This window comes from Phycisphaerae bacterium (genome assembly GCA_019636475.1).
Classification (GTDB): Bacteria; Planctomycetota; Phycisphaerae; order UBA1845; family UTPLA1; genus JADJRI01.
The window spans coordinates 29,606-52,415 of sequence record JAHBXN010000011.1 but is presented as its reverse complement, the minus strand read 5'-3'; the positions used below and the strand labels follow the sequence as shown (position 1 = coordinate 52,415).

Sequence of the window (22,810 nt, the reverse complement as noted above, 5' to 3'; positions counted from 1 at the left end):
ACAACAATGCTTGGCAAGTACACCGTCGCACCCGCCTCAACCTGTTCGGTTTGAATCGCGCGAATCATCGTCTTCTCTGGGTTGTTCGGACGACGGTCCGGCAGCCGAAGTATCCGACTCCCGTTGAGATTCCAGCGACCTTGCGTCGGGCTCCTCCCATTTTTGGGGAACCGGACTCGGCGCACCGCTGGGATCCCAACCAGTGAAGATTCGATAGAGCGCCGGAAGCACGAGCAGCGTAAGAAGCGTGCTTGTCACAAGCCCTCCGATGACGACCGTTGCAAGCGGACGTTGGACTTCAGCGCCGGTGCCGGTTGCTAGTGCCATCGGCACAAACCCCAGTGACGCGACGAGCGCGGTCATGAGCACTGGTCTTAGTCGGGTCAATGAACCGTGAATAATGGCCTGATCACGCGCCATGCCTTCCTGGCGAAGCTGGTTGATGAACGTGACCATAACCAGACCATTCAGTACCGCGACGCCGGACAAGGCAATAAAGCCGACCGCTGCCGAAATGGAGAAGGGCATGTCGCGCAGCCAAAGCGACGCAATACCTCCGGTGAGTCCCAGCGGTACGGCGCTGAAGACGAGAAGCGAATACTTTGCGCTCTTGAACGTGCTGAATAGCAGAATGAAAATCAGCAGAAAGCAGATCGGCACAACCACAGCCAGCCGGCGCTTGGCCGCAACGAGGTTTTCGAATTGTCCGCCCCAATCAATCCATTGACCTGACGGCTGCGAAATCGCCCTTACCTTTGCCTGTGCCTCTGCCACGAACGAACCGAGGTCGCGCCCGCGCACATTGCACTGCACAAAGACGCGCCGCTTGCCGTTTTCGCGGCTGATTTGATTGGTTCCCTCGGTGACGTCGATTCTCGCAACGTCGCCAAGTGGGATAAATCCCATGCGCGCCGGCGGCGTCATGATTCCGGTCAATTGTGAAGCGGATGCGACGCGAACATCCTCGAAGTCGTCCTCGCGGGCTGGAAGAGGAATCCACAGGTTTTCGAGCGTCTGCGGTTGCGCGCGAAGCGAATCGGGGAGCCTAACGATCACGTCGAATCGGCGGTCGCCCTCGAAGACCAGGCCCGCTTCTCGGCCACCGATCGCGACAGCCACAACGTCTTGCACATCGGCAACATTGAGCCCGTAGCGCGCGATCGCGGCCCGGTCGATCTCCACAGTGAGGACCGGCATGCCGCTTGTTTGTTCGACTCTCGCATCCGCGGCGCCAGGAATCGTCTGCAGCACCGCCAGTATTTGGTCCGCGGTCTTTCGCATCGCGTCGAAGTCATCGCCATAGACCTTGACCGCCACGTCGCCTCGCACGCCGGCAATCAGTTCGTTGAACCGCATTTCGATGGGCTGCGTGAATTCGTAGTTGTTGCCCGGTAGGGCCTTGACGCTCAGCTCGATGAGCTTGAGCAACTTGCCCTTATGGCCTATGGCTACGACTGTATCGTGTCCACCCTCATCACTTCCGTGGGCGTCTTCCTCCTCGCCGTGACCCATTATCCGCTCCATCTCCTCTGTCTTCGCCGCAATCAGCTTGTCCAACTCAGCCTCGCTGCGCCATTCTTCTTCGGGCTTCAGAATGACGAAGGTGTCCGCCACGTTCTGCGGCATCGGGTCTGTCGCCATTTCTGCGGTGCCGATTTTGGAATAAAGAAAAGCGACCTCCGGAAATGCGCTGACGACACGCTCAACGTCAAACTGCATCTCCTGTGATTGCGTGAGAGACGTGCTTGGAATGCGAAGCGCATGCATCGCGAGATCCTTCTCATCCAGCCTGGGCACGAACTCCTGTCCCAACGTGTTGAACAAGACCAGCGACGCGGTGAAAATTACAACCGCAACGCCTGCGACCGCCCAACGGGCCCTTAGCGCCCAACGAACTGCGGGCTCGTACGCTGCCTTTGCCCACCGAATGACGAAGACTTCTTTTTCCTTCACCCGGCCTCGCACCAGAATCGCCACCATTGCCGGCACGAAAGTCAACGACAAGACGAATGCTCCGGCCAAGGCGAATATGACGGTCAGCGCCATCGGGTGGAACATCTTCCCTTCGATGCCCGTCAGTGTGAGGATCGGCACGTACACAACTGTGATGATGGCCTCGCCGAAGGCGGTTGCGCTACGCACCTGTTTGCTGCCTTCGAAGACGATGTGAAGTCGCTCTTGGAGCGTCAGCAGGCGCCCTTTGGCGTGCTGTTCCTCCGCCAGCCGACGGATGCAGTTCTCCACGATGATGACAGCACCATCGACGATCAGACCGAAGTCAATGGCACCAAGCGACATCAGGTTTCCGCTCACCTTAGTCTGCACCATTCCGATGGCAGCAAAGAGCATCGACAGGGGTATCGCCAGGGCACAGATCAGCGCCGCGCGAAAGTTGCCGAGCAGGAGCAGCAGCACCACGATGACCAGGATTGCGCCTTCAACGAGGTTCTTTTCAACCGTGCGAATCGTAGCATCAACCAGCTTGGTACGATTCAATACGGTCTTGGCGCGGATGCCAGGCGGCAGACTTTGTTGAATGTCGGCCAGTTTTGCATCTGCGGCGGCTGCGACCGTTCGGCTGTTCTCCCCCAAGAGCATGATCGCCGTGCCGACGACTATCTCCTCGCCATTTTCGCTCGCTGACCCGGTTCGCAACTCGCGGCCAATTCGAACGCCTCCCGGCACGACGATATCTCGGATGTAGATGGGCACGCCGTTTCGCGAACCGACCGTAATAGTCTCAATTTCCTCAAGCGTGTTGATTCGTCCTGCAGCGCGGACGATGTACATCTCTCCCTTGTGCTCGATGTAGCCCGCGCCGGTGCTGATGTTGTTGCGCTCCAACGCCTCGATCACGTCGCTAAAGGTCAGGCCATAGCTCACCAACTTCATCGGATCGGGCTGGACGTGGTACTGTTTCACATAGCCGCCGATGGAGTCAACGCCGGCAATACCGGATACCGTGCGAAGCTGCATGCTGATCAGCCAGTCCTGGACCTCGCGGAGATAGGCCACCAATTCGACATCGCCACGAAGACTTCGACTTTCCGGCGTCAGGTAAGAGCCGTCACTCTGCCAGCCAGGCTTTCCGTCAGTCTTCGGAGCGCCTTCTCCGTGAGGATGCTCATACTCCACGGTGTACATGTAAACTTCGCCGAGTCCGGTCGCGATCGGCCCCATGACCGGCTCTGCTCCCGGAGGAAGACTCTCACCCGCCTGACTCAGCCGTTCAAACACCTGCTGGCGGGCAAAGTAGATGTCCACGTCGTCATCGAAGATCGCGGTAACCTGCGAGAACCCATTGCGCGACAGTGAACGCGTTGATTGCAGGCCGGGGATTCCGGCGAAGGACACTTCGATCGGAAACGTGATCTGCTTCTCGATTTCAACAGGCGAAAGCGCCGGATACTCTGTGTTGATTTGCACCTGGTTGTTGGTGATGTCCGGCACCGCATCGATCGGAAGCTTGATCAGCGAATTGACGCCGATAGCAGCGATGATGATAGTGAACAGCATGACCAGCCAGCGGTTGCGGATGGAAAAATGGAGGACTTTTTCAAGCATGAGGGAAGACGCTCCTTAATGTGCCGACATCACCTCGGCCATGACTTCGATGCACGCCAGCAGCAGCGCGGTTATCCCGATCAATCCCAGTGCGCCGTTTCGCACGGCGCGCGGCCACAGCAACGTGCCGGGTCGGAACCTGCCGAACGGCAGGAAAAGGGGCGTCGTGCGGGCATATTCCTCGTGCCGCTTTCCGAAGCGCTCCGCGAGGCGGAACTCCTCCCACAGAATCGTCAGCGGATAGAACAGCGCGAAATAGACTGCGAACAGGACGAAGCTCTTCAGGTCCGACAAAAGGACGCACAAACCGAGCGCCATCGCCACCGTTCCCAAGTAAAGCGGGTGGCGGCAAAAGGAATACGCGCCGCTGGTGGCCAGCACCCGCCTCTTGCGGATGGAGGCCAGCGCAAAGAGCCGGATCGCCAGACCGATCGCAATCAACATCAACCCTCCGGCCTGCCGAAGGGAGGGCCGGTGCAAGTCGACCGGCGCCGCCCGCGTCATCACATGCTCGATCAGAACGCCTACGACCAGCAGCGCCCCGACCACCGTTCGATGCCGCTTCGCGAGCACAATCAGGGAGAAGAGCCGGGGGTTCCCGTGCCGCCATTCATTCCAGTCGAGAATCATGGCTCGTCTCCCGTATCAGGGAAATGAAGCGGAAAGGCCGGCGGATTGTCCGCGTACATCCAGACATGGTCCACGTGGGCCTCGTTCGGCGGGTTCATCGCCTGCTGCCAAAACTGCTGCATCACGCCGGCCAATTCGTGCTCGTTGATCATGTTGTGCTCGTACGTCGCGGTAACGTGCGGGTTGAGCACGAATCCCGCATCGGTCAAGAGCGCGGCCAGGCGGTTGCGCAGTTGCCCGTCAGTTTCGCCATCCACGGAGAATCTCACGATGGACCGCATGTCTCATTCGCCTTTCCGCAAAAGCCCCTAGGCTCCGACCGTCGCCGTGGCCGTCTCGCTCCACGGTCCCTTTTGGCCGGTCGAATTTACCCAGCGCACCAGGTAATGCGCGTTTTTCCCGCCATCGGCAGCGTCGAAGTTCAGCGTGTAGGGTGTCTTGGTGTCCAGTGCCACGAAGCCGAATGTCTCCGGGTCGCCCGGTGTGGGCGAGCCGATGGGCAGGACATTCACCCAGATTTCAGCCCCCAGCACACCCGGGGGCTTGGCCTTGCGGGTGGGCGTGGCCTCATCCCGGAAGTTGATGGTGTGCTGCAACCGCTGTCCGCACTCGACGAGCACCAGCGGCCGCGTCGTCGGCGGGCCGACCGGCGTCGCGCCCGCATCAGGCACGGTGATCCCCAACGACGCCCGCTCGGCGTCATCCACCGCCGGGCTCGCCTGTAACCGGCGCACCAGCGGGCGAACCGCAGCCTCGACGCCGGCGCGGGCCGCGTCCTTGTCCTGCCGGGCCGCCAGCGCCGCCTGCTGCGCGGCAATATGCGCGGGGTAGGCGGCTTTCCACGCGGACTGCGCCGTGGTCACCGGCGTCAGGTCGCCCGCAACCAGCCCAAGTCCCGTGAGGTTGGCGTTGGCATAGGCGATGAAGTTGTCCAGCCAGGTGCCGAATTCGGCGTCCCCGCCGGGGATGTAATCAGGCATTGCAGTTCCTCCAAACGGCCCGTCGCGCCCGGCCGACATGCGGCCGACGGCCACCGTGCATCCCTGCGCCTCGTTCCGGACGGACGGGCCAAAGCTGACATAACCTACACATTTGCAATAACTTGCACCAATGTTCGGCTCGCACCGTCCGCCGCTGAGCGACGGGGGCCGGACGTTCACGCCCCTGGAGCCGAGCGCCCGCTCCGGGGAGCGGACCCGCCGCTCCAACGGGGGAGCGCGCCACTGAGCGGTGCGGCGGATTGGGACCAACACACCGGCGGTCCACGCCCCCGCGCGGAAACCTGCCACCGAGGCGGCCCCAAGCCGCCCCGGCCTGCCGCATTTCCCCTCGACGGCGCGGCGCGCCGCCCTTCGGCGGGGCCTGCTCCGCGCCAGGGGGTGAACCTTTCCATCCGTGTCCGCGTGCCGGTACGCGCTGTTCAACTTCGAACAGGCCCGTCCCTGCGGAGCCGGTGACAACCAATCGCCTGCAATTCGCGCTCATATGATTTCCCTTGGCCGATATCCCGCTCGAAACCGCTTAATGCGCGTGCTCTGCCGTCGCCTTGCCGAGGTCCGCCTTCAGGAGGAAGCTTCCGGATGCGACGTACGCTTCACCTTCGGCCAGGCCGCGGTAAACCGGCACCAAGCCGGCCACGGCCTTTCCGACTGAGACCGCGCGCCTTGCAAAGGTGTTCTCTTCGCCCGGCACAGGAACGAACACCGATGTCTCGCCCTCGACGGTTTGAACCGCGATGTCCGGCACCGCCACAACGGGGGCAGGATCTGGATTGTTACGGTCGGTCGAGGCAATCTCGACCTGCACAAACATGCCCGGCTTCAGTGAGCGATCCTCACACTCCACCGCCACGCGAACCGAGACCGTCCGGGTGTGCGGGTCGATCATGGGCGCGACATAGGAGATTTGACCTTCGTGCTTATGTGGATCGAGGCTCCCAGCGTTTATCCACGCCTTGGCTCCCTGAGCAAGTTCGGGCAAATGGGCCTCAGGCACGTCGGCCAGCACCCACAAGATATCGATGTTGGCCAGCACGAGGAGTTTTTCTCGTTCGGGACTGACAAGCTCCCCAAGCGTCACTTCGCGCTCCACCACCTCACCAGAAATCGGAGCCACGATCGGAAAGCGCGGGTTGACCTCGCCGGATGCCTTAATCGCTGTTACCGTCTCCTGTGTCATTCCGAGCACATGAAGCTTGTTTTCTGCCGCGACCGCGGTCGACTCTGCGGTGCGAAGCGATGCTTGGGCCACCTTGAATTCGACCTCTCTTTTTTGCACTTCGTCCAGCGCGATGCCACGGTTTTCATCGTAGAGCCGCTGTGCGCGGTCTAACGCATTCTTTGCCAAGTCCACGGTCGCAATCGTCGTCTGGGCCGCGATCAGTTTTTGAAGATAATCACTTTGAGCCTCGCCCAGTTGCGGACTTTCCACGACCAGCAGCAAGTCCCCCTTCGTCACTATGTCGCCGAGGCGGACCGCCAATTCCACGACGCGGCCGGGCAACGTGGAACCGATATGCGCAATCGCCTCCGCATTGAACGCGACTCTGGCTGGAGCCACGAAACTCGGTCCAAGCCGATACAATGAGGCCGTCTCTACCTTGATTCCGTAGCGGTCGATTGCGTCACGGGCCAGCGTGACTTCGTCAACGTGCGCCTCCTCGCCGTGATAGTGTCCGTCGTGCCCGCCGCTTTCGGCCGCGGCGACCGACTCCGCCGCCGAGCCCGAATTCGACCCAGAATCGCGGCATGCGGTCAGGCACGCGCAAAGGACAGTTCCTATGAGGACGCACCAGGCAATTGCATTGCGTCCACGTCCCAGAAATTGAGATAACAGTCCGATTGTTGTCATTCGAAGCATATCGCCTCTCCACGGCAATCCAGCCGTCGTAGGTTTTGAACCCTCAAAGCAGCCAGGCGGCCAGTAAGTTTCTTGCAAACGACGCCGCAAACTCACCAAGCGACGCGACAACGGTTGCAATGGCACTAGCGTCGCCACTGCCGGAGTCATCCATTTGACAACCGCTCGCCAAGCATATTCCGATTGCAGAGATGGCAATCGGCAAGGAAGCGCCAGACCGTTTTGTTTCTTGAAATAGCATTTGTTATCCCTCGCCCGAAGGTTGCGTTTCAGTCGGCTGCGTCGTTGGCCCGGCCGGTTCAAGTAATTCATCCACAGGACGTGCGGTAGCCCGTTCCAATTCAGCAATGGCGCTCGCCGCAGCCTGCAATGCTGCGACGTTCGCCCGACGCGTTTCCAGCAACGAGCGCTGCGCATCGATGACGTTCAAAATCGTGGTCTGACCCGCCTGATATGTTGCCTGGGATAGATCGAGCGTCTCCTGCGCTTGTGGCAGGACTTCATTCTGGTAAAGGGTCGCTACGTTCCAGGCAGTCGCAAGGCGATCGGCAGCTTCGCGCGTATCCTGCACAATGCCCCGTTCGAGGCCCTCCAGCATCGCCTTACTTTCCAGGTAGCTCATTCGGGCTTTGGCGATCTGCGCTTGGTTCTGATCGAAAATGGGCAGTGACAAGCTCAGCGATGGGCCAAGAATGGCGTCGATTCGCTGGCTATCTTCCAGATTTCGCTGGCCGCGCGATTGAATCTCGGGCGCGGTGAGTTGACCGTTTGCGATGGACGATCTCGCCGTATCGGCGAGAATCTTTCGCCCGCCCTGCGCCCGGTGTGCCTGGTGTTCCGCTTCGAATCCGAGCTCGACGTTCTTGAAGACACTCGCCAGTTCAAGCTCGACTCGGGCGGCAGCCGCCTCAACCGCGTCGCGAGCAGCGCGGGCATCAAGGCGCGAGTCTAGCGCTGTCGCCACGTAGCGGTCTACTGGCAGTTCGCTCTCAACAGGCATCGGTAGCGTCTCGTTGAGCAAGATCTCTTTTGCCGACGTGGTCAGTCCCAGAAGCGCCGCCAGCGTGCGGCGTGAACTTGCTGATTCCAATCGCGCCGATCGAGCATCGACCTCGGCTCGAAGCGCCTGCCCCTTTGCGAGATTCACATCGAGTGACCCGACCGTGCCCGCTTCCAGACGAGCGTTCGTAATGCGAAGCAGCTCCTCCGTCAGCGACACGTTGTCCTGCGCAATCGAAAGTGCGCTATCAGCCGCCAGGGCGTTGAAGTATGCAACTTTCGTGTCCACCGCCAAGGAGACCAGCTCCTGAGCGGCGCTGAGTGTCATCCGTTCCAAGTCTTGATTTGCCGCACGGCTGCGCGATGGGATCATCCACAGGTCCGCAATGTTTTGGGCCAGGTTCATGCCGAACTGATTAGATCCGCCCCCGGTCGGCAGATTGAACGAAAATCCGATAGTCGGATTCGACCAGAGGCCGGCTTGAACCACGTCCGCACGCGCCATGCCGACCTGCAGCAAGACCGCCCGCGCTCTGGGATTGTTGAGCAGCGCGAGCTTCACGGCTTCGTCGGCAGTAAGCCCGTCAGTCATCAACTCCGCGATTGCGGCGTCGGCGATGGCCTGATCTTCCGGGTTCTCAAGCGGAGCCTGGCCGATGGCGCGCGCGACCTCAGAGCCTGCACGTTGGTAATCGCGTCGGGCGTTTACGGTCGCGCAGCCCATGATCACAAAGACAGGGAACAGAAGCAGAATTCGGCAGCAATAGACTCTTGCATGGCACAAGATAATCAATCTCCAATTGACGAAGCTGCGCGAAAAAGCACGCGCATACGAAAACGCATTCGGCAATGCCGAACGATTAACGGCTGGTCAATTGGGGAATCAGATCAGAAGGGGAAGGTCACTTTGATGGAGCGGCAATTGGGGTCGATTGGGAGGGCCATCCGAGTTGTGCCAAGGAGCGAGCGGTGCGAGCGAGACTCCCGTCGTATTGAATCCAGGCAATACCGGAAGCAAAGGCGCTACAGCGAGCGTCTGGTCGCCGCCCTCCTTAACGATCGGGCCCTCATGGCATGGATCGGAATTACAGTTGTCCTCGTGGGAGCAGGACCCAGGATCGGAATTAGGCTGATCGTGATCTTGATCACCATAGCAGGTGGTTGCGATTGTGCCGCTCGTGGTTGGAGTGCAGGGGTGAGTCAGGACGCCCGCCAAGCACAACGAGGGCGAGATATGAAGCGCCCAGCAGGCGACCGCTAGATTGAGCACGCGCAGAACCATGTAATAGTCCTATCGGCTTCCTCATGCGATGTCAATAGCATCAAGATGTTGTGCTCCCATAGAACGTTGAATTTCACGTTTCCGCAACGCCGACAAGGGGGCAAGACATCATTTCGGACCATTCATCTGCGTTTCCAGGGTTGAGAAGGTGTTGCGGGACGCTCCGACCGCCGCTGTTGCAGAAGGCGAATTGTTCCGTCCAAGTTCTCGTGAACTTTGGACGGTAGGTCGGAATGAGTGCTCAACTTGAAGTCATTCGGATGGAAATCGGCAGCGGCATCGTCGGGCGGTACTGGTTCGGTAGAAAGATCAGCCGAGCGTCGGCGGATACGGGCCGTGACGGGTACCTCGGCGTCGAGGCGGCGGGTGGTGGTGCGTACGGGAGCGGCGTCGATGGTGTGGGCGGCTTTGAGCGCCTTGATACGCTCGGCCAGTTCGGCGGTCGAAAGCGGCGGCTCGGAAGCGGGATCAGGTGATGCGTCACTGCCGACGTGCGATGGAATACCGGCGAGGCTCGCCTTGAGCCGGTCGCGCAGTGCGGCCAATTCAGTTTGGTATGGCTCGTGGACGAACGGCTTTCCGATCCGGTGCTGGTAATCCCGTAGCTGGGACTCGGCGATGGACAGGTCCTGCCTCACACCGGCAATCTCGTTGCCGTAGGCGTTGCACAGCCGCTCCAGAGCGTTAAGTACAGCGCGCGGGCCGTGGCTGCCGCGAATGAGTCGGTCGTCGCGCGTTGTCTCCCCCTCAATGTACGCATCGGGCGCGAAGTCCCGGTGCAGCACGAGTCCGAAGCGCAGGCCGCGATACGTGCCGATCGGGAATCGCTGCTCTTCACGCACGTCGCGCGGGAGTTTGTCCAACTGCGCGCCCAGCGCAGCGACGGCCTCGTCCTTCGCATACTCTCGCCTGTTGATCATAACCGGGTCGCGGGCATGGGCGACGGCGGTCGATTGGTCGGCCGTGAGCTTGGATATCCGCTCGTTGAGCCGGGCGATTCTCTCTGGCAAGTCCCGTACGCTGCGGCGGGCGATGTACTGCTCATCGACGTGGTTCTTTTTGAGAAGCGCTAGCCGCTGCAACTCGGCGTCGGCTTCAGCCAGCGTCAGCACCGCCGGGTTGCCGGAGGCTATGGCCTTCACTTCCGCGTATGAAAGTTCCTGCCCCCCGACATCCTCGGCCCGGCGGGCAGCGTTGTCGCCGGTGATGACCTGGCCGATGAATCGGGCTTTGGTTTCAAGGGCCTGCCACATGTAGGCGTCGAACGAGCCTTCGGTGACGTAGCGATAGACAGCAACCTCTTCGTTCGTGTTGCCCTGGCGGAGGATGCGGCCTTCCCTTTGCTCCACTTCCGCCGGCTTCCACGGGGCATCAAGATGGTGCAAAGCGACAAGTCGCTGCTGAACGTTCGTGCCGGTGCCCATCTTCTGCGTGCTGCCGACTAAAACGCGGACGGAGCCGTTACGGACTTTCTCGAAGAGTGCCTGTTTCTTGGCATCGGAATCGGCATCGCCGATGGCGGCAATCTGCTCGCGCGGGATGCCTGCAGCGATCAGTTTTTCTGTCACGTCGTCATATGCCGAGTAGCCCCACGGCGTCGTACGCACGCCCATGTCGCAGAAGATCATCTGCGTGCCGCGCGTGTCGGCGGTACGCTGCCAGATGTCGTGGACGTTCTCGACCAGTCGGTTGATCTTCGATCCGGGGAAGTCGGGTGCGGTGGCCGACAGCATCCGCGCATCGAGGGCCAGCTTGCGGCCGTCGGTCGTGATGGCCAGCGCGTTGTCCTCGCGCGGGTCCACCTTGTCCCTTCGTAGTCGTTCATACCGCTTGACCAGCTCGTCCTGTAGTGCGTGCTGTTCGTCAGACATGGGGCAGGCGACGACGATCGCCTTGCCGGTTTCCAGTTTCGGCGTCGGGAGTTTCAGCATTTCTGCTGTCTGCACGTCGGAGAAGGCCCGGAACATCTGCTGCAATTCCGGCAGGTTAGTGAACTTGGCGAACCGGCTGCGCGGCCGAAGCGAAGCGCCGTCCGGTGAAATCTCCATCGTGTCAATGACTTCCCCGAACGTGGCCGCCCATGCGTCGAAGTGTTCCAGGCCCCTGCTCTCCAACCCGGCCGGGTCAAGGAATCGCTGCATGGTGTACATCTCGACCATCGTGTTCGAGACCGGCGTGCCGGTGGCGAACGTGACGCCGTGGCCGGGATGCTGCTCGCCCAGGTAGCTCGCCTTCATGAACACGTCGAAAGCGCGCTCACTGCCGCCGGTCTGAATGCCGGCGACCCGGTCCATCTTGGTCGGCGTCTCCAGATTTTTGAAATAATGCGCTTCATCGATGAACACATGATCGACGCCCAATTCGTCGAACACGAGTCCGTCGTCCTTCTTCTCCTGGGCGAGCAACTTCTTCAGCCGCTCGACCCGCGCCGCCTTCTGTTTCTCGATCTGCTTGATGATGTTGCGATTCGATCCCTTGGCGGCGGCGTGTTCGATCAGCAACTGGTCGTACTCGGCGATCTGCTCAACGAGGAACTCCTCCTGGTAATCCCGCGACATGCCGATCCGCTCGAACGAAGAATGCGTCACGAGTATGCCATCCCAATCGCCACTGGCGATCTTGGCAGTCAGCAGCTTGCGGCGGTCGCGGCGCAGGTCTTCCTTGGTGGCGACGAGCAATTTCGCGTTCGGGTAGAGCTGCATGAACTCGCGAGAGAACTGCTCCAGCAGGTGATTGGGCACGACGTACATCGGTTTCTTGATGAGTCCGGCCTGCTTCATCTTCATGCCTGTCGCGGCCATCGTGAACGTCTTGCCGGCGCCAACGACGTGGGCTAGCAGCGTGTTGCCGGAACTCATGCCGCGCCAGACGGCCGCCGTTTGATGCGGGCGCAATTGGATCGTCTGGTTCATGCCGGGGAAGTCGAGGTGCGAGCCGTCGAAGAGGCGCGGACGGAGGTTGTTGTATGTGTCGTTATAGATGCGGACCAGCCGCTCGGTGCGTTCGTGGTCGGTGAACACCCAGGCGCGGAAGCGCTCCTTGATCTGCTTCTGCTTCTCGCGGGCAGCCATCGTCTCTTCCTGATTGACGACGCGTTCTTCCTTGTCGCCGCGGTCAATCACGTCGTAGATGGTCGGCGACTTCATGTTGAGTGCGAGTTCCAGCAGCCATGTGCCGTTTGCGCGTTCGGTGCCGTAATCAGACGTGGCGGCGACGGATTGCTTGGCGGCGTAACCTGCGTCGAAGCTCCACACCGCGTCCTTCTCAAGATGCGCGACGGGCACGGCCTCCGGGGAAACGTGAAACAACTGGGCTGCGAACGCCTGGATGTCGGACGCGGGTATCCACGGCGCGCCGAGATTGGCGTCGATGTCGCCGGGAAGCACGTCCTCGGGCTGCACGCGGCGCAATGCCTCGGCGTTTCGTGCGAATGTCGGCCCGGCCTTTTCGGCAACGGCCAGCTTGTGCCGGACGTTGCCTGACAGGTACTCGTCGGCCGTCTTCCACTGCTTCGATTCGGGGTCGCGGTAGATCAAATCGCCTAGTTCTTCGATGATTTGCTGTTCGGGCTTGTCGTACAACTCGGCGATGAACGGCAGGTCTACCCTGCCCCGTTGGTTGAGTGAAACGAGCAATCCCTCCTCGGCGCTGGCGACGTTCGTCACGGGGGGCGTCCGGCCGACCACGTCCTTGGTCATGATCGCGGCCTTGGCAGCCTTGCCGGTGACTTCGTCATACTCTTCCAGCGACATGACAAGCATCGCGTCGGGGTCTTCGATGAATTTCACGAGGTTGGGCCGACGACGGATGACGCTGCCGTCGCGGGTCTCGCCGAACGTCGTTTTGTTAATCGGGCCGTAGGCACGGACGAAACGGTCGTACACGCGATTGAGTTCGCGCCGCGCTTCGTCGCGATGCTCGACCGGCCAGTCTTCGTTTTGCGATTGAAGCACGCGTCTCGCGCAGTCGCGCAGCCCGATCAGTGCGGCCATTCTGCGGCCGGTCAGCGCGCCGGTTGCCTTGAGTGTCTTCCCGCCGTACACGACCGGCACGGCCTGGCGGCTAACAAGCTGATTGATCGCCTGATCCGCTCCGACGAAGAAGCTGCCTTCGTTGATATGCTTCTCGGGTGGCGGCGGCGTGAACTCCGGGGCGTGCTTCTCAGTCGCATGATCCGTATGGGTCGGCGCGAATTCCGGCAATTGGCGGATCGCGTCCTTGAGTTTCGCGGTGAGGTCGCCGTTGCCACGGACGCTGTACCCTTCCCCGCCGTAAAGCGTGTCCTTACGGCTCCAGTCGCCCAGCACCATCTCCGGGTGATTGAGGAAGTAGCGATTGATTGGAATTTCGAGGCCGTCGATCGCAAGCGGCGCGACGCCGAGCCAGTCGGGGTCGGCGTGATGTTCCGGGTCGCCGGGGGCGCGTTTGCGAAAGAAAAGGATGTCGGTGACGACGTTCGTGCCTTCGCGCTTGAAGGCGTCGGAGGGCAAGCGGATCGCGCCGACAAAATCCGCCTTCGAGGCGAGGTACTCACGGATGGCTGCATTCTGCTTGTCGAGGGTAAAATGCGTCGTGACCATTGCCATGACACCGCCGGGATTCAGGGCATCGACCGACTTGGCAAGGAAATAATCGTGCAACGACAGCCGCTTACCGTCGTATTCGAGCTTGATGTCGGCGAAAGGCACGTTGCCGACAACGGCGCCGACGCGGCCTTCCGGCAGCTTGGTGTCGCGGAAGTTCTCGATGCGGATGTCGTGTTCGGGATGCAGCGCCCGGGCGATGCGGCCGGATATGGAATCTAATTCGACGCCGATGAAGCAGTGCCGGCCACCGCCCTGGCTCATGAAGTTGCCGCTGCCGCAGCCGGGTTCGAGAATCTGGGCATTGTCGGGCACGCCGAGCCGTTTGATTGCATCGTGAATCGCGCCTATTACGGTCGGCGACGTGTAGAAGGCATTGAACGTGGTTCGCTTGGCGCTGTCGTACTCGGCGGGCGAAAGCAACGCTTGCAGTTCCTCGCCCAGCACCTGCCAGCCGGCGTTCTTGTAGCGGCCCGTCACCGGGTCGGGGAAGATCGATAGGGCCACGGGGCCAAAGCCGGGGAACCGGGCAAGGACTTGTTTTTCCTCAAAGGATGCCGGCCGCTTCTCCCGCTCGATTTGTTGCAGTGTGCGAATGGCGGCGAGGATGTCGCGTGCCTTTTCCTTTTCGCCGCCGGCGAACTGGACGACGGGTGCCGGTGCCGTGTCATTGGGAATTGCGGATTGAGTGGCGTGATGCTGTTCGTTTGATTCAGTCGAATAACTGACTTGGGATTCGGAATGCTCGCCGTGGACGGCCTGTCCAATTGCATCCTCGTGCGTTTCTTCGCCGGGTAGATCCCAAAGCGTCGGGCTGCGCGACCATTTCAGGCGTGCGACGTGAGACTTCGGACGAACGCCATCGCGTCGTCCAGCGACAGTTCCACCTGCCCGTCCGGCGGAAACGCGGCCTGCAAACGATTCTCCATCTCCGTGACCGCGATCTCCATCGCCGCGCTCGATGCCTGACTCGATTCGATGCCGGTTTGCGTCGTGGCGAGCTGCTCCTTCAGCACCTCGTGCCGCGCCTTCAGCGCTATCGCAAGTGACTCCGTGACCGGAAGCAGCATCCGACCGCAGCGGAGCGTCTCGTGCAACTTCGTGTTCGCTTGCAGCAGTTCGAGAATGATCGTCTTGTAGGGCATGGGAGTCTCCTTCCTGTTGTGGCGATGGGTCTTCGAGTGCAACCGCTGTGTCGCCGCTCTCGAGCGAAAACAATAATGGGGTGTGATAATGCGATCGCGACTTCCGGGCCATCGTCAAAACGCCGCGCGATCCGTGAATTCATGCCCGCCCGCGCGCTCGGCCGCACGCACGTGAACGACCCTGCCCACCGGCGTCGGAAGCCGGATCAGGACGGGGATTGCGGTGTGTTCAGTGTGGTGACGAAGTAATCGGAAGGGCATGTTGAAGGGAATTAAATTGGACGCGACATGACATGCCACATCGTCGCGGCGGAATCAACCAAAAAACAATGCGAATTTGATATGAATGCCGGAGTGCGTTAAACAACTGGCGTAATAAACCCTGGGTGACGACGTACCGACCGGTTCGTCCACTCCACTCATCGACGTGCGGCCGAGTGATCGTGTTCGATCAGATGCACGTTGAAGGTGTGATAGTTCGGGATGCCACGTTTCGTGTTGCGCTTGCCTTGGATCGTCTTGTCAATCTGTTGATGCAGATAATTCACCAGCTGCGGAAAAAACTCGACGGGCATGAAAAACGTCTTGTGCCCGAATTTACGCTGAATGCTCTTGTGCAACACGCCGTGCGAAAACGCGACGTGCCGTCCGTAGGACGTGTCCGCCTGGCGGTACTCGAAGTATCGCGCTATAAGGTAGTCGATGTACCCCTTCTTGCTTAGGTCGGCCCCCAAGGATCCGTCGGGGTGCTTGATACGGGGGCGTCCTCCCGTAGCGATCTTGGTGATCGTCTGAGCGATGTCGCCTTGAAACTGAGACGCGTTGATTGATACGGAAACGGCGGGCATGGATACAGGCGGTGCACCGGCTTGCATGAGCAAGCGTTTCCGGTCCCGGACAGTCGTTGCGCTAATGGTGCCTGCCGTGATCTTCGTATGGCAGTTGGCGCAGACCAGAAGCAGGTTTTCAAAGACGTGGTTCAGCGGGTCGCCGTCGATGTGATGAATCTGGAGAGAGGCGACAGTGGCCTCGGGGCAGTACGCGCATCGCGACCCTGCTTCCTGATAGACGCGTTTTTCAACCTGCCTTGGTGGTCTTGTTCGTCGCCGTTCTGGCATATCGATTTATCCGATCCTTCAGGGGGAGCCCTGTACTTCCAAACGGCGGCTCGCAAGGCTACCTCCCGTCGCCTAGCTCAACACGTTGAATCAGCGACGACGGCCGGACCTTCAGGACTTTGCACAGCCTGAACAGCATTTGAACCGTTGGGGATTTCTCGTTCAACTCAAGAAGGCTGACGTAATTTCGAGACACGCCGGCCCTGGACGCCAGTTCTTCCTGCGTCAGTTGGGCCCTGAGGCGTTCCTTTCGTAATTCGTCGCCAAGCACATTTTTCAGGCTACCCCTTGCTATCGGTCCGGTCTGCCAACTATAGTTGGAATAAGATGGTCTCGAAACAGTCGCCTCCACGCCTTGACGGAAAGGCTGGCGTGCGGCTAAAGGGCCATCCGGAGGGACTTCCAATGCCTTGCGCGCGCGGTCGATGGATGCTGCGGTCTTCGAATCTGATTTTGATGGGTTTCGTGTTTTTGGCGTTTGGCCAACGGGTCTTCGCCGACCCGGTGTGCCTCGTAAGTCGCGGTGCGACGCTCTACAGGTTTAACGCGGACGGAAACGGTTCCGTGGAAGAGTTCCCCAACCAACCGGGAGCCATCATCGGCATGACGACCGTTCCGGCCGGGGTGACAGTCGCGGGATGCGTCGCAGGCGATGTATTGGCCGTTCAGGCGGTAAACGAAGGGAAGTTCTGGCGCGTCGATGGCGCAGCTTGTGGAACGCCCACACTTGTTGAAGTCGGGCAGCGCGCGCCGGGTCTCGCGATCGTTTCACTGGATTTCGCCTACGGCCAATTGTGGGCGATCGGTGATGATGGCGGCATCAAACGCCTCGACCACGACTTTGAAATTGTTGGTGAGGCCGTCAACGTTTCAACGGGCAGTAGCAATATCGGCGGCCTTGCATTCGACGGCGTTCACGAATGGTTCGCGATCGACGGTATCACGGACACGCTCTACCGCTTCGCAGATCCGCCCTCGCTGAGTAGTTGGACACCTGTAGGGAACGTCGGGTTCGACATGGAAGCAAACGGGCTTGAAATGTACAACGATGAATTGTGGGGCGCGTTTCGCGTGCCCGGTTCGCCATCCACGATGTACGTCGGGACGTTCGATCTCCAGACCGGCGCGTTCTCGTTGGTGTGGGAAAAGTCGCCGGCTGGCGGCAATGTCGGCTTTGTCACCCTCCCCGCGCCCTCCGGCGTGCGCGGCGATGTCAACTGCGACGGCCTGGTGGATGGTCTCGACGCCGCCGCGTTCGTGACGGCGCTCGTCAATCCAGGTGGATTCGCCGCACAATATCCCGATTGCGGCATCCTCGGCGCCGACCTGTCCGGCGACTGCCAGGTCAATGGTGATGACATTCAGGCATTCGTGAACGAACTGATTGGATGAACTGACGACACTCGCAGTTTCGATACTGAACGGAAGACACCGCTCCCGGCGATACAAGCGTCAGGAGCGTGTCTTTTTATGTCGGGGCGTGGAACGGGCTGTCGAGACGGCCTTCCGCTGCTGTACGGCCTTCTAATGCGGAATAAACGACGGTCCCTGATTGCCTGACGCTATTCCTGGATGCCTTTACTTCCCCTTTTCCACGAATTCCGGCCTCGCAACTATAGGAAACCTATAGGTAATAAGACTATAGGTTTTACGGGGGGGTGATTCAGCGCATATACCGGGTCGGACGGGGGGGCAATTCAGCGCACCAAGGGGGGACGATTCAGCGTGGATAACTTCTCGGTTCATGAGAGTTATCCACAGGGGGTGTTGCCGGAAGGCAACATCATGCTGACGGTTGTCGGAGGTAATGGCGGCGGCGACGGGTAGAGTCGTAGGCCGCCGATCACTTCCTCGATTCTTGCGTCGGGATAGACGACGCACACTTGTCGCAGTACCTGCCGGAACTCCTTCTTAAAATCCTTCGACGTGTGGTATTCCTGGCCGAACTGGTCGCGGAGATTCTCCCAGCTGAGCATGACGCCGTTGGCGTTATTCACGCGGCAGAGCCGGTGGGCGAGCCATGTGTACACGTCGAGTCCGAGCGACGAATGCCGCAGCGCTGCGAGCGCGCGGAAGTCGAGCGGCACCGCGTGTTCGGCCAGCGTGTTGAAAAAATCCTCGGACAACTCCAGCACGCCCGGCCACAGCGTCCGCTGCGAACCGTCGTGTTGCAGCCATGCCTCGAATCGCTTGATCGGCTTGGCATCCACCGTAACGACGCGGCCCTCGGCGTGCATGCCGATGGTGAGACGGCAAGCCGCGAGCGCTTCCATCTGCCTGCGGAGCGCCGTGTACCCTCCCCGCTTTCCGCCGCTGGTCTGCATGCCGAGCATGTTCAGAAACTGGCGCATGCTGTCGCCGATCTCAACGCTGCGCTGCTGGGTACGGATCGCCTCGGAACTGACATGCACCATGACCAGCCGGGGAATCGTGCCATACGGCAACGGCTGCTCGACAAAATCCTTCCCGTCATAGAGCTTGCCGGTCTCCAGCAGAATGCTGACGTGGCCGCTGTGCCGCTCGAACATCTTGGCGTCGGTCCGCCGTCGCGGCAGTCCGACCTGGCACATGACCGTGTGCAGGAAGTCGGCCCGCTCGGGCGGCATCATCTTGATCCAGTTGCCGGCGTGAAGGAGGCGTTGCTGTGTCGGCGTCAGTTCGGTTCCCGTCGGCGAGAGCTCATCTTGAGTCGCGACTTCGGGAGCCTCGCTCACCGAAGGTATCCTTTCGATTTCAACCACGGTTCGAGCGCCTCCTCGATGATTTCAACGATCGTGCTCGGCTCGATGCCATTCATCTGGCGTTCGAGCGATGCGCGCTTGAGTGCCTTGAAGTAGTCGTCGCGGATGCGCGTGCTGAGTTGCACGCGGTTCACAACCGTTGCCGGCGTTTCATCACCGTTCGGCCGAGCGGCCTGGTGCTTACCGAAGACGAAGGCCTTCTCGACCTTGTCGCCAGCCTCTTGAACCTGTTGAAGTCCCTCGGTCAATGATCGCCGCTGTTCGGCCATGTCCTCTCTCCTCTTTACGATATTGCTGCGACGCGCTTTGCGCGCACGTTGATTCCCTTGTCGCGAACCGCCTGCGGCAGAATCTCGCGGAAGAGCTTGTCCACCTCGTCGGCTGCTTCGCGGGCGCGAGCGCCCATCGTCCACACGACGGCCCCCTGCCCCGGCGCGTCGGCGTAAATCTGCCGAAGCGTGAGCGCCTTCGACGCGAGCGGAAGCGACAGAGCCGCCGCAGCGTCCTTCATGTCCTTGGTGAGCCGGTAGGTCTTGCCGACCATGCTGAGCACGATGACCGCCTTGGGGATGCCGGCGCGAATGTCCTGCGCCTGGCGAAGCACGTCGGTCGCCTTCGCGAGCGCCCTCACTTCAAGCATCGACGCCTTGCACGGCACGATCGCCAAATCGGCGCGAAGAAGAAGCGCCCTGCTCGTTTCAGTCTGACTGCCCGGCCCGTCGGCGACGACGTAGTCCGCCTCCTGCGCCAGGTTCGGCAATTCGTTGAGGATGGTGTCGGGATTGTCGAGGCGCACCGCCTTGATGTCAGGGCGCGACTCGCGTATCCATTCGGACGATGACTGCTGCGTGTCGCAGTCCGCGAGCGTGACGCGGTGCCCCTGCTCGCTGAGCCATGCGGCGAGGTGGACGGCCAGGGTGGACTTGCCGACCCCGCCCTTCGAATTTGCAACGACGATAATCATGCAAGATGGCTAGCACGATTTCGGGATGGATGGCAAGCATTATTTCAGTCGGTCAGGAATGCCCGCCGTCATGCGGTACTGCCGTCAATCTTTCCGTCGGTCCATCTGTGCGTCGGTCCTGCAATCTGTCATTCCATCGGTCCCGCAAGCTGTCTGGCGGGCATGCCTTCGTGCTGTAGGGATGGAACGAAGGAACGAATGACGGGTGGATGGCAATCTTGCTTGCCAGCCTTCCAGATTGCTGGCAAGCAAGACGGCAGGAAAGAAAGACCGCAAGCATGACCTCTGCATTTCGGGAATGACCGAAGCAAGGCGGTCTTTCACGGTGAAAGTCCTATCACGAGCTGTGATAGGGGAGATGTCTGACGGAAATTCATGATTCGATATTCATCACGCTTGACGCCACAAGTCAAGCGACTGACTGGGCCATTTTCACGGTGAAAATCAGCCGGGTGCCTGACTGGAATTGGCCGTTGGATAGCCGATGTTGTGTGCGACCGAGGGCAGGGGCAACGCCTGCGGAACACGGATGATTCCGAGCAATCAGGCGTGCTGCTCTCCGCCTTCCAGCGAAACGAAGCGAATCTTTATTCATCGTTTCGTCCGAACAGCACCTTGGCCAGAGCCTCATCAAAATGCGATGCGTTCATAGTTTCTCTGATGGCGGCGTGGAACTGTCTCGGTGTCAAGGTTCCCTGTCGAGGGATTCGCTCGATGATGCGAAGCTGGCGAAACCGCTCCAAGAGGCAGCCCCGAAACAGGAGTGGTGCGACTTCGTCAATACGGCCACCTTCACGGCGCTTTGGATTTGCGGCGAATTCACGCAGCTTCACTTGATTACCGTGAGCCACGGCGTTCCGCAAATTGTAAAGACGCCGGTATAAATGGCAGGCCGCCGTCTCGCGACCCACGCCACTTTTGTCGCGGAATACGAATCGCTTATGGCCAAGTTGAATCGCGGATCGGCGCGACGAAGTTCGATTGCGCGGTGGTCTATCGATCCAGTGTACGCTTCCGACCAGTTGAAGAACGTCTTTCAAGCCCACACGACCAGTGCCACGATGGACGAGGGTCTCGAAGGCGGAGACCCAGCCGATGATGCGAATCCCGAGGTCGTATTAGGTTGACTCCGTTTCGGGCAGGATTCGTGTTGCATGCATGGCAAGGGCGGTGGCGCGGAACACCTGTCGCAGCGCCTGCCGCTGCCGACCGGCCATGTACTTCGCAATGGCACGGTCGAACGCGCACATTAGATAGTCGTCAAGCTGAAAGCCGCTGTCTCGCGGGGTTCCGAGATGCGTGGGCAGCGCCGGATGGTAGTAGTCAAGGCTGTTGCTCGTTCCGAGCATGCCGGGTCGCTGGATGATAAATCCCTGATCTCGAAGCCGAATGGGAAGGGTATCGAAAAAGTCGGAATTGGCGACCGACAACACCTGCTCGTGATGACAATTCAGGCTCGCGCCACGCATAATGAAGCAGAGGGCGACCGCATCGCGGCACATGCGTGCTACACCCTGCCGAATCAAGGCATCAGCGGACGAATTCGGTATCAGCTCCAAGCCCAGTCGTCCAAGCACGTTACTGTGATCATCGCAGTATTGCCGGGCTAGCTGCTGCACGGCTGCTCGAATCGCCGCTGGATCGACTGCGTACTGGTCGAGATGATCGGTCGTGCAGAAGATTACGCCAGCACAGCCCACGGGGTCACGCAGGTGCATCGCCGGCAGGATCGCATGTAGCATGTACGGCGCATCATCGTCATTCGTTGTCGTCATTGTCGGCACCACGCCATCTTCCTCCCAGTATGGGGGATCCTTGTCCGGCCATTCTACTTACAATTATCGTGTACAGAATTGCGAAGTACTCCAATCGGAATTCGCCGGTGATGCATGTAGCTCAATACCGGGCGGACGGCTAGGACAACGACGCCTGAGAAAGGCCGCTCGTGATACAGGCGAGCGTCCTCCTTGCCCGCGTCTTGGCATTTTCACGGTGAAAATCATCCGGGTGACTCAGTGGAAACGGCGACTGGAAACACCGCATTCGGGCATTGAAGTGTACGGATTACAGTCGCCTTGTCGTGCTACCGAGAACGCGTGAGGGGCCTCGATTGAAGCTGCTCCAGACACGCGATGCGTCCCTTTCGCCAGGCGATCTGGTTGTAGAGCAGAGCGAGCGTTCCGGCACGGGCCAGCTCGTCGTTGCCGCCATAGGCGATCTCGCGGTCGTAGCGGCTGAGGGCTTCAACACCGCGGGTGATCACGTCTTCGTAACGAGTGCGAGCCTGCTCCAATCCGCCGCGCTCGGCGTCCAGAAGTTGCCGCGCCTTGATGATCCGCTTGGCGGCGGGCTTGGGCAGGTCCCGTTCCACGGAGCCGTCGTAATCCTCGGCCGGCGGGATGTCATCGAACGGCACCGGCGGCGCGTTGTCGCCGTCGCCAAGATAGTGCCACGGATGGTTCGGCCGATAGCCGTCGCCGTCAATCGGCTCGGCTTCATGCGATGCCGAGGCTTCCGATGGCCGTGACTCCTTGACCTTCGATTGGGCCGTGGTCGAAAGGCAGGGGACAGCGGCTGAATCAATCGCATGACTCACGTCGGCCGCCTGGTCGGCTTGCGGCATAACCGGCTGATTCGCCGCGCGATTCTCGACTTGCGTCCAGTCGAACAGGAGTTGTTCGCCTCGCGGTTCCTGGCGGGCGGTGTTTCGCTCTGAATTCATGCTCTCGATTCGTAGTTGACCGGGGCTACGAACCTGCCGCATTTCACGCCGCGTGTAAATAGAAATCTCGCGCCGGTTTCGCCTGCCGTATAAGGCCGTCGCCGTCGGGTTCTCACGGTAGCTGGGACCCGACGCGACCGGCCGCAGGCGCTCCGCCGCACCTGCCTGCCGGTATGGTCCTGAGCCGGAGGGTTCTCCTTGGA

General features: G+C 60.5%; 16 protein-coding genes. 2 read left to right on the top strand and 14 right to left on the bottom strand.

Features of this window, described 5'->3' with window-relative positions; all coding sequences use genetic code 11:
• Positions 1-36: 36 nt before the first annotated feature.
• The 9 genes from KF841_15355 to KF841_15315 all read right to left on the bottom strand — a co-directional run bounded on the left by KF841_15355 (position 37) and on the right by KF841_15315 (position 16,460).
• Positions 37-3,564: a CusA/CzcA family heavy metal efflux RND transporter gene (locus tag KF841_15355; protein MBX3396733.1), complete on the bottom strand. Its 3,528-nt coding sequence runs from the start codon at positions 3,562-3,564 to the stop codon at positions 37-39.
• A gap of 15 nt (positions 3,565-3,579) precedes the next feature.
• Positions 3,580-4,194, bottom strand: coding sequence for an isoprenylcysteine carboxylmethyltransferase family protein (locus tag KF841_15350; GenBank protein ID MBX3396732.1), 615 nt, complete (start codon positions 4,192-4,194; stop codon positions 3,580-3,582).
• Positions 4,191-4,475, bottom strand: coding sequence for a hypothetical protein (locus KF841_15345; protein MBX3396731.1), 285 nt, complete (start codon positions 4,473-4,475; stop codon positions 4,191-4,193). The genes KF841_15350 and KF841_15345 overlap by 4 nt, the downstream gene beginning before the upstream one ends.
• A 27-nt stretch (positions 4,476-4,502) precedes the next feature.
• Positions 4,503-5,174, bottom strand: coding sequence for a hypothetical protein (locus KF841_15340; protein MBX3396730.1), 672 nt, complete (start codon positions 5,172-5,174; stop codon positions 4,503-4,505).
• Positions 5,175-5,715: 541 nt separating this feature from the next.
• Complete coding sequence (locus KF841_15335; GenBank protein ID MBX3396729.1) at positions 5,716-6,753, bottom strand: efflux RND transporter periplasmic adaptor subunit; 1,038 nt, start codon at positions 6,751-6,753, stop codon at positions 5,716-5,718.
• Positions 6,754-7,297: 544 nt separating this feature from the next.
• Positions 7,298-8,836 (bottom strand): TolC family protein, encoded by a 1,539-nt coding sequence (locus KF841_15330; protein MBX3396728.1) that lies wholly within the window; start codon positions 8,834-8,836, stop codon positions 7,298-7,300.
• 620 nt (positions 8,837-9,456) lie between these two features.
• Positions 9,457-15,174 (bottom strand): DEAD/DEAH box helicase family protein, encoded by a 5,718-nt coding sequence (locus KF841_15325; protein ID MBX3396727.1) that lies wholly within the window; start codon positions 15,172-15,174, stop codon positions 9,457-9,459.
• 307 nt (positions 15,175-15,481) lie between these two features.
• Entirely contained in the window at positions 15,482-16,180 is a 699-nt protein-coding gene (locus tag KF841_15320) for an HNH endonuclease (GenBank protein ID MBX3396726.1), read from the bottom strand.
• Between the two features lie 58 nt (positions 16,181-16,238).
• The gene (locus tag KF841_15315; protein ID MBX3396725.1) at positions 16,239-16,460 is read right to left on the bottom strand and encodes a helix-turn-helix transcriptional regulator; all 222 of its coding nucleotides are present in this window, start codon (positions 16,458-16,460) and stop codon (positions 16,239-16,241) included.
• 176 nt (positions 16,461-16,636) lie between these two features.
• Here KF841_15315 and KF841_15310 point away from each other — a divergent pair, with 176 nt between their 5' ends.
• Complete coding sequence (locus KF841_15310) at positions 16,637-17,572, top strand: hypothetical protein (protein MBX3396724.1); 936 nt, start codon at positions 16,637-16,639, stop codon at positions 17,570-17,572.
• 359 nt (positions 17,573-17,931) lie between these two features.
• Here the strand turns inward: KF841_15310 and KF841_15305 are convergent, their stop codons facing one another.
• From KF841_15305 to KF841_15295, 3 genes are all read right to left on the bottom strand, one after another.
• Entirely contained in the window at positions 17,932-18,789 is an 858-nt protein-coding gene (locus KF841_15305) for a replication protein (GenBank protein ID MBX3396723.1), read from the bottom strand.
• A 101-nt stretch (positions 18,790-18,890) separates the two neighbouring features.
• Positions 18,891-19,190 (bottom strand): hypothetical protein, encoded by a 300-nt coding sequence (locus tag KF841_15300; GenBank protein ID MBX3396722.1) that lies wholly within the window; start codon positions 19,188-19,190, stop codon positions 18,891-18,893.
• Positions 19,191-19,204: 14 nt separating this feature from the next.
• Complete coding sequence (locus tag KF841_15295) at positions 19,205-19,885, bottom strand: ParA family protein (GenBank protein MBX3396721.1); 681 nt, start codon at positions 19,883-19,885, stop codon at positions 19,205-19,207.
• 884 nt (positions 19,886-20,769) lie between these two features.
• On the opposite strand from KF841_15295, the gene KF841_15290 reads away from it, so the two are divergent.
• On the top strand, positions 20,770-21,012 hold the full coding sequence (locus KF841_15290; protein MBX3396720.1) for a hypothetical protein: 243 nt from the start codon (positions 20,770-20,772) through the stop codon (positions 21,010-21,012).
• On the opposite strand, the gene KF841_15285 is transcribed toward KF841_15290, so the two are convergent.
• Entirely contained in the window at positions 21,004-21,660 is a 657-nt protein-coding gene (locus tag KF841_15285; GenBank protein MBX3396719.1) for a hypothetical protein, read from the bottom strand. The two genes, KF841_15290 and KF841_15285, sit on opposite strands and share 9 nt — an antisense overlap.
• A 308-nt stretch (positions 21,661-21,968) precedes the next feature.
• Positions 21,969-22,607 (bottom strand): hypothetical protein, encoded by a 639-nt coding sequence (locus KF841_15280; GenBank protein ID MBX3396718.1) that lies wholly within the window; start codon positions 22,605-22,607, stop codon positions 21,969-21,971.
• Positions 22,608-22,810: the final 203 nt, after the last annotated feature.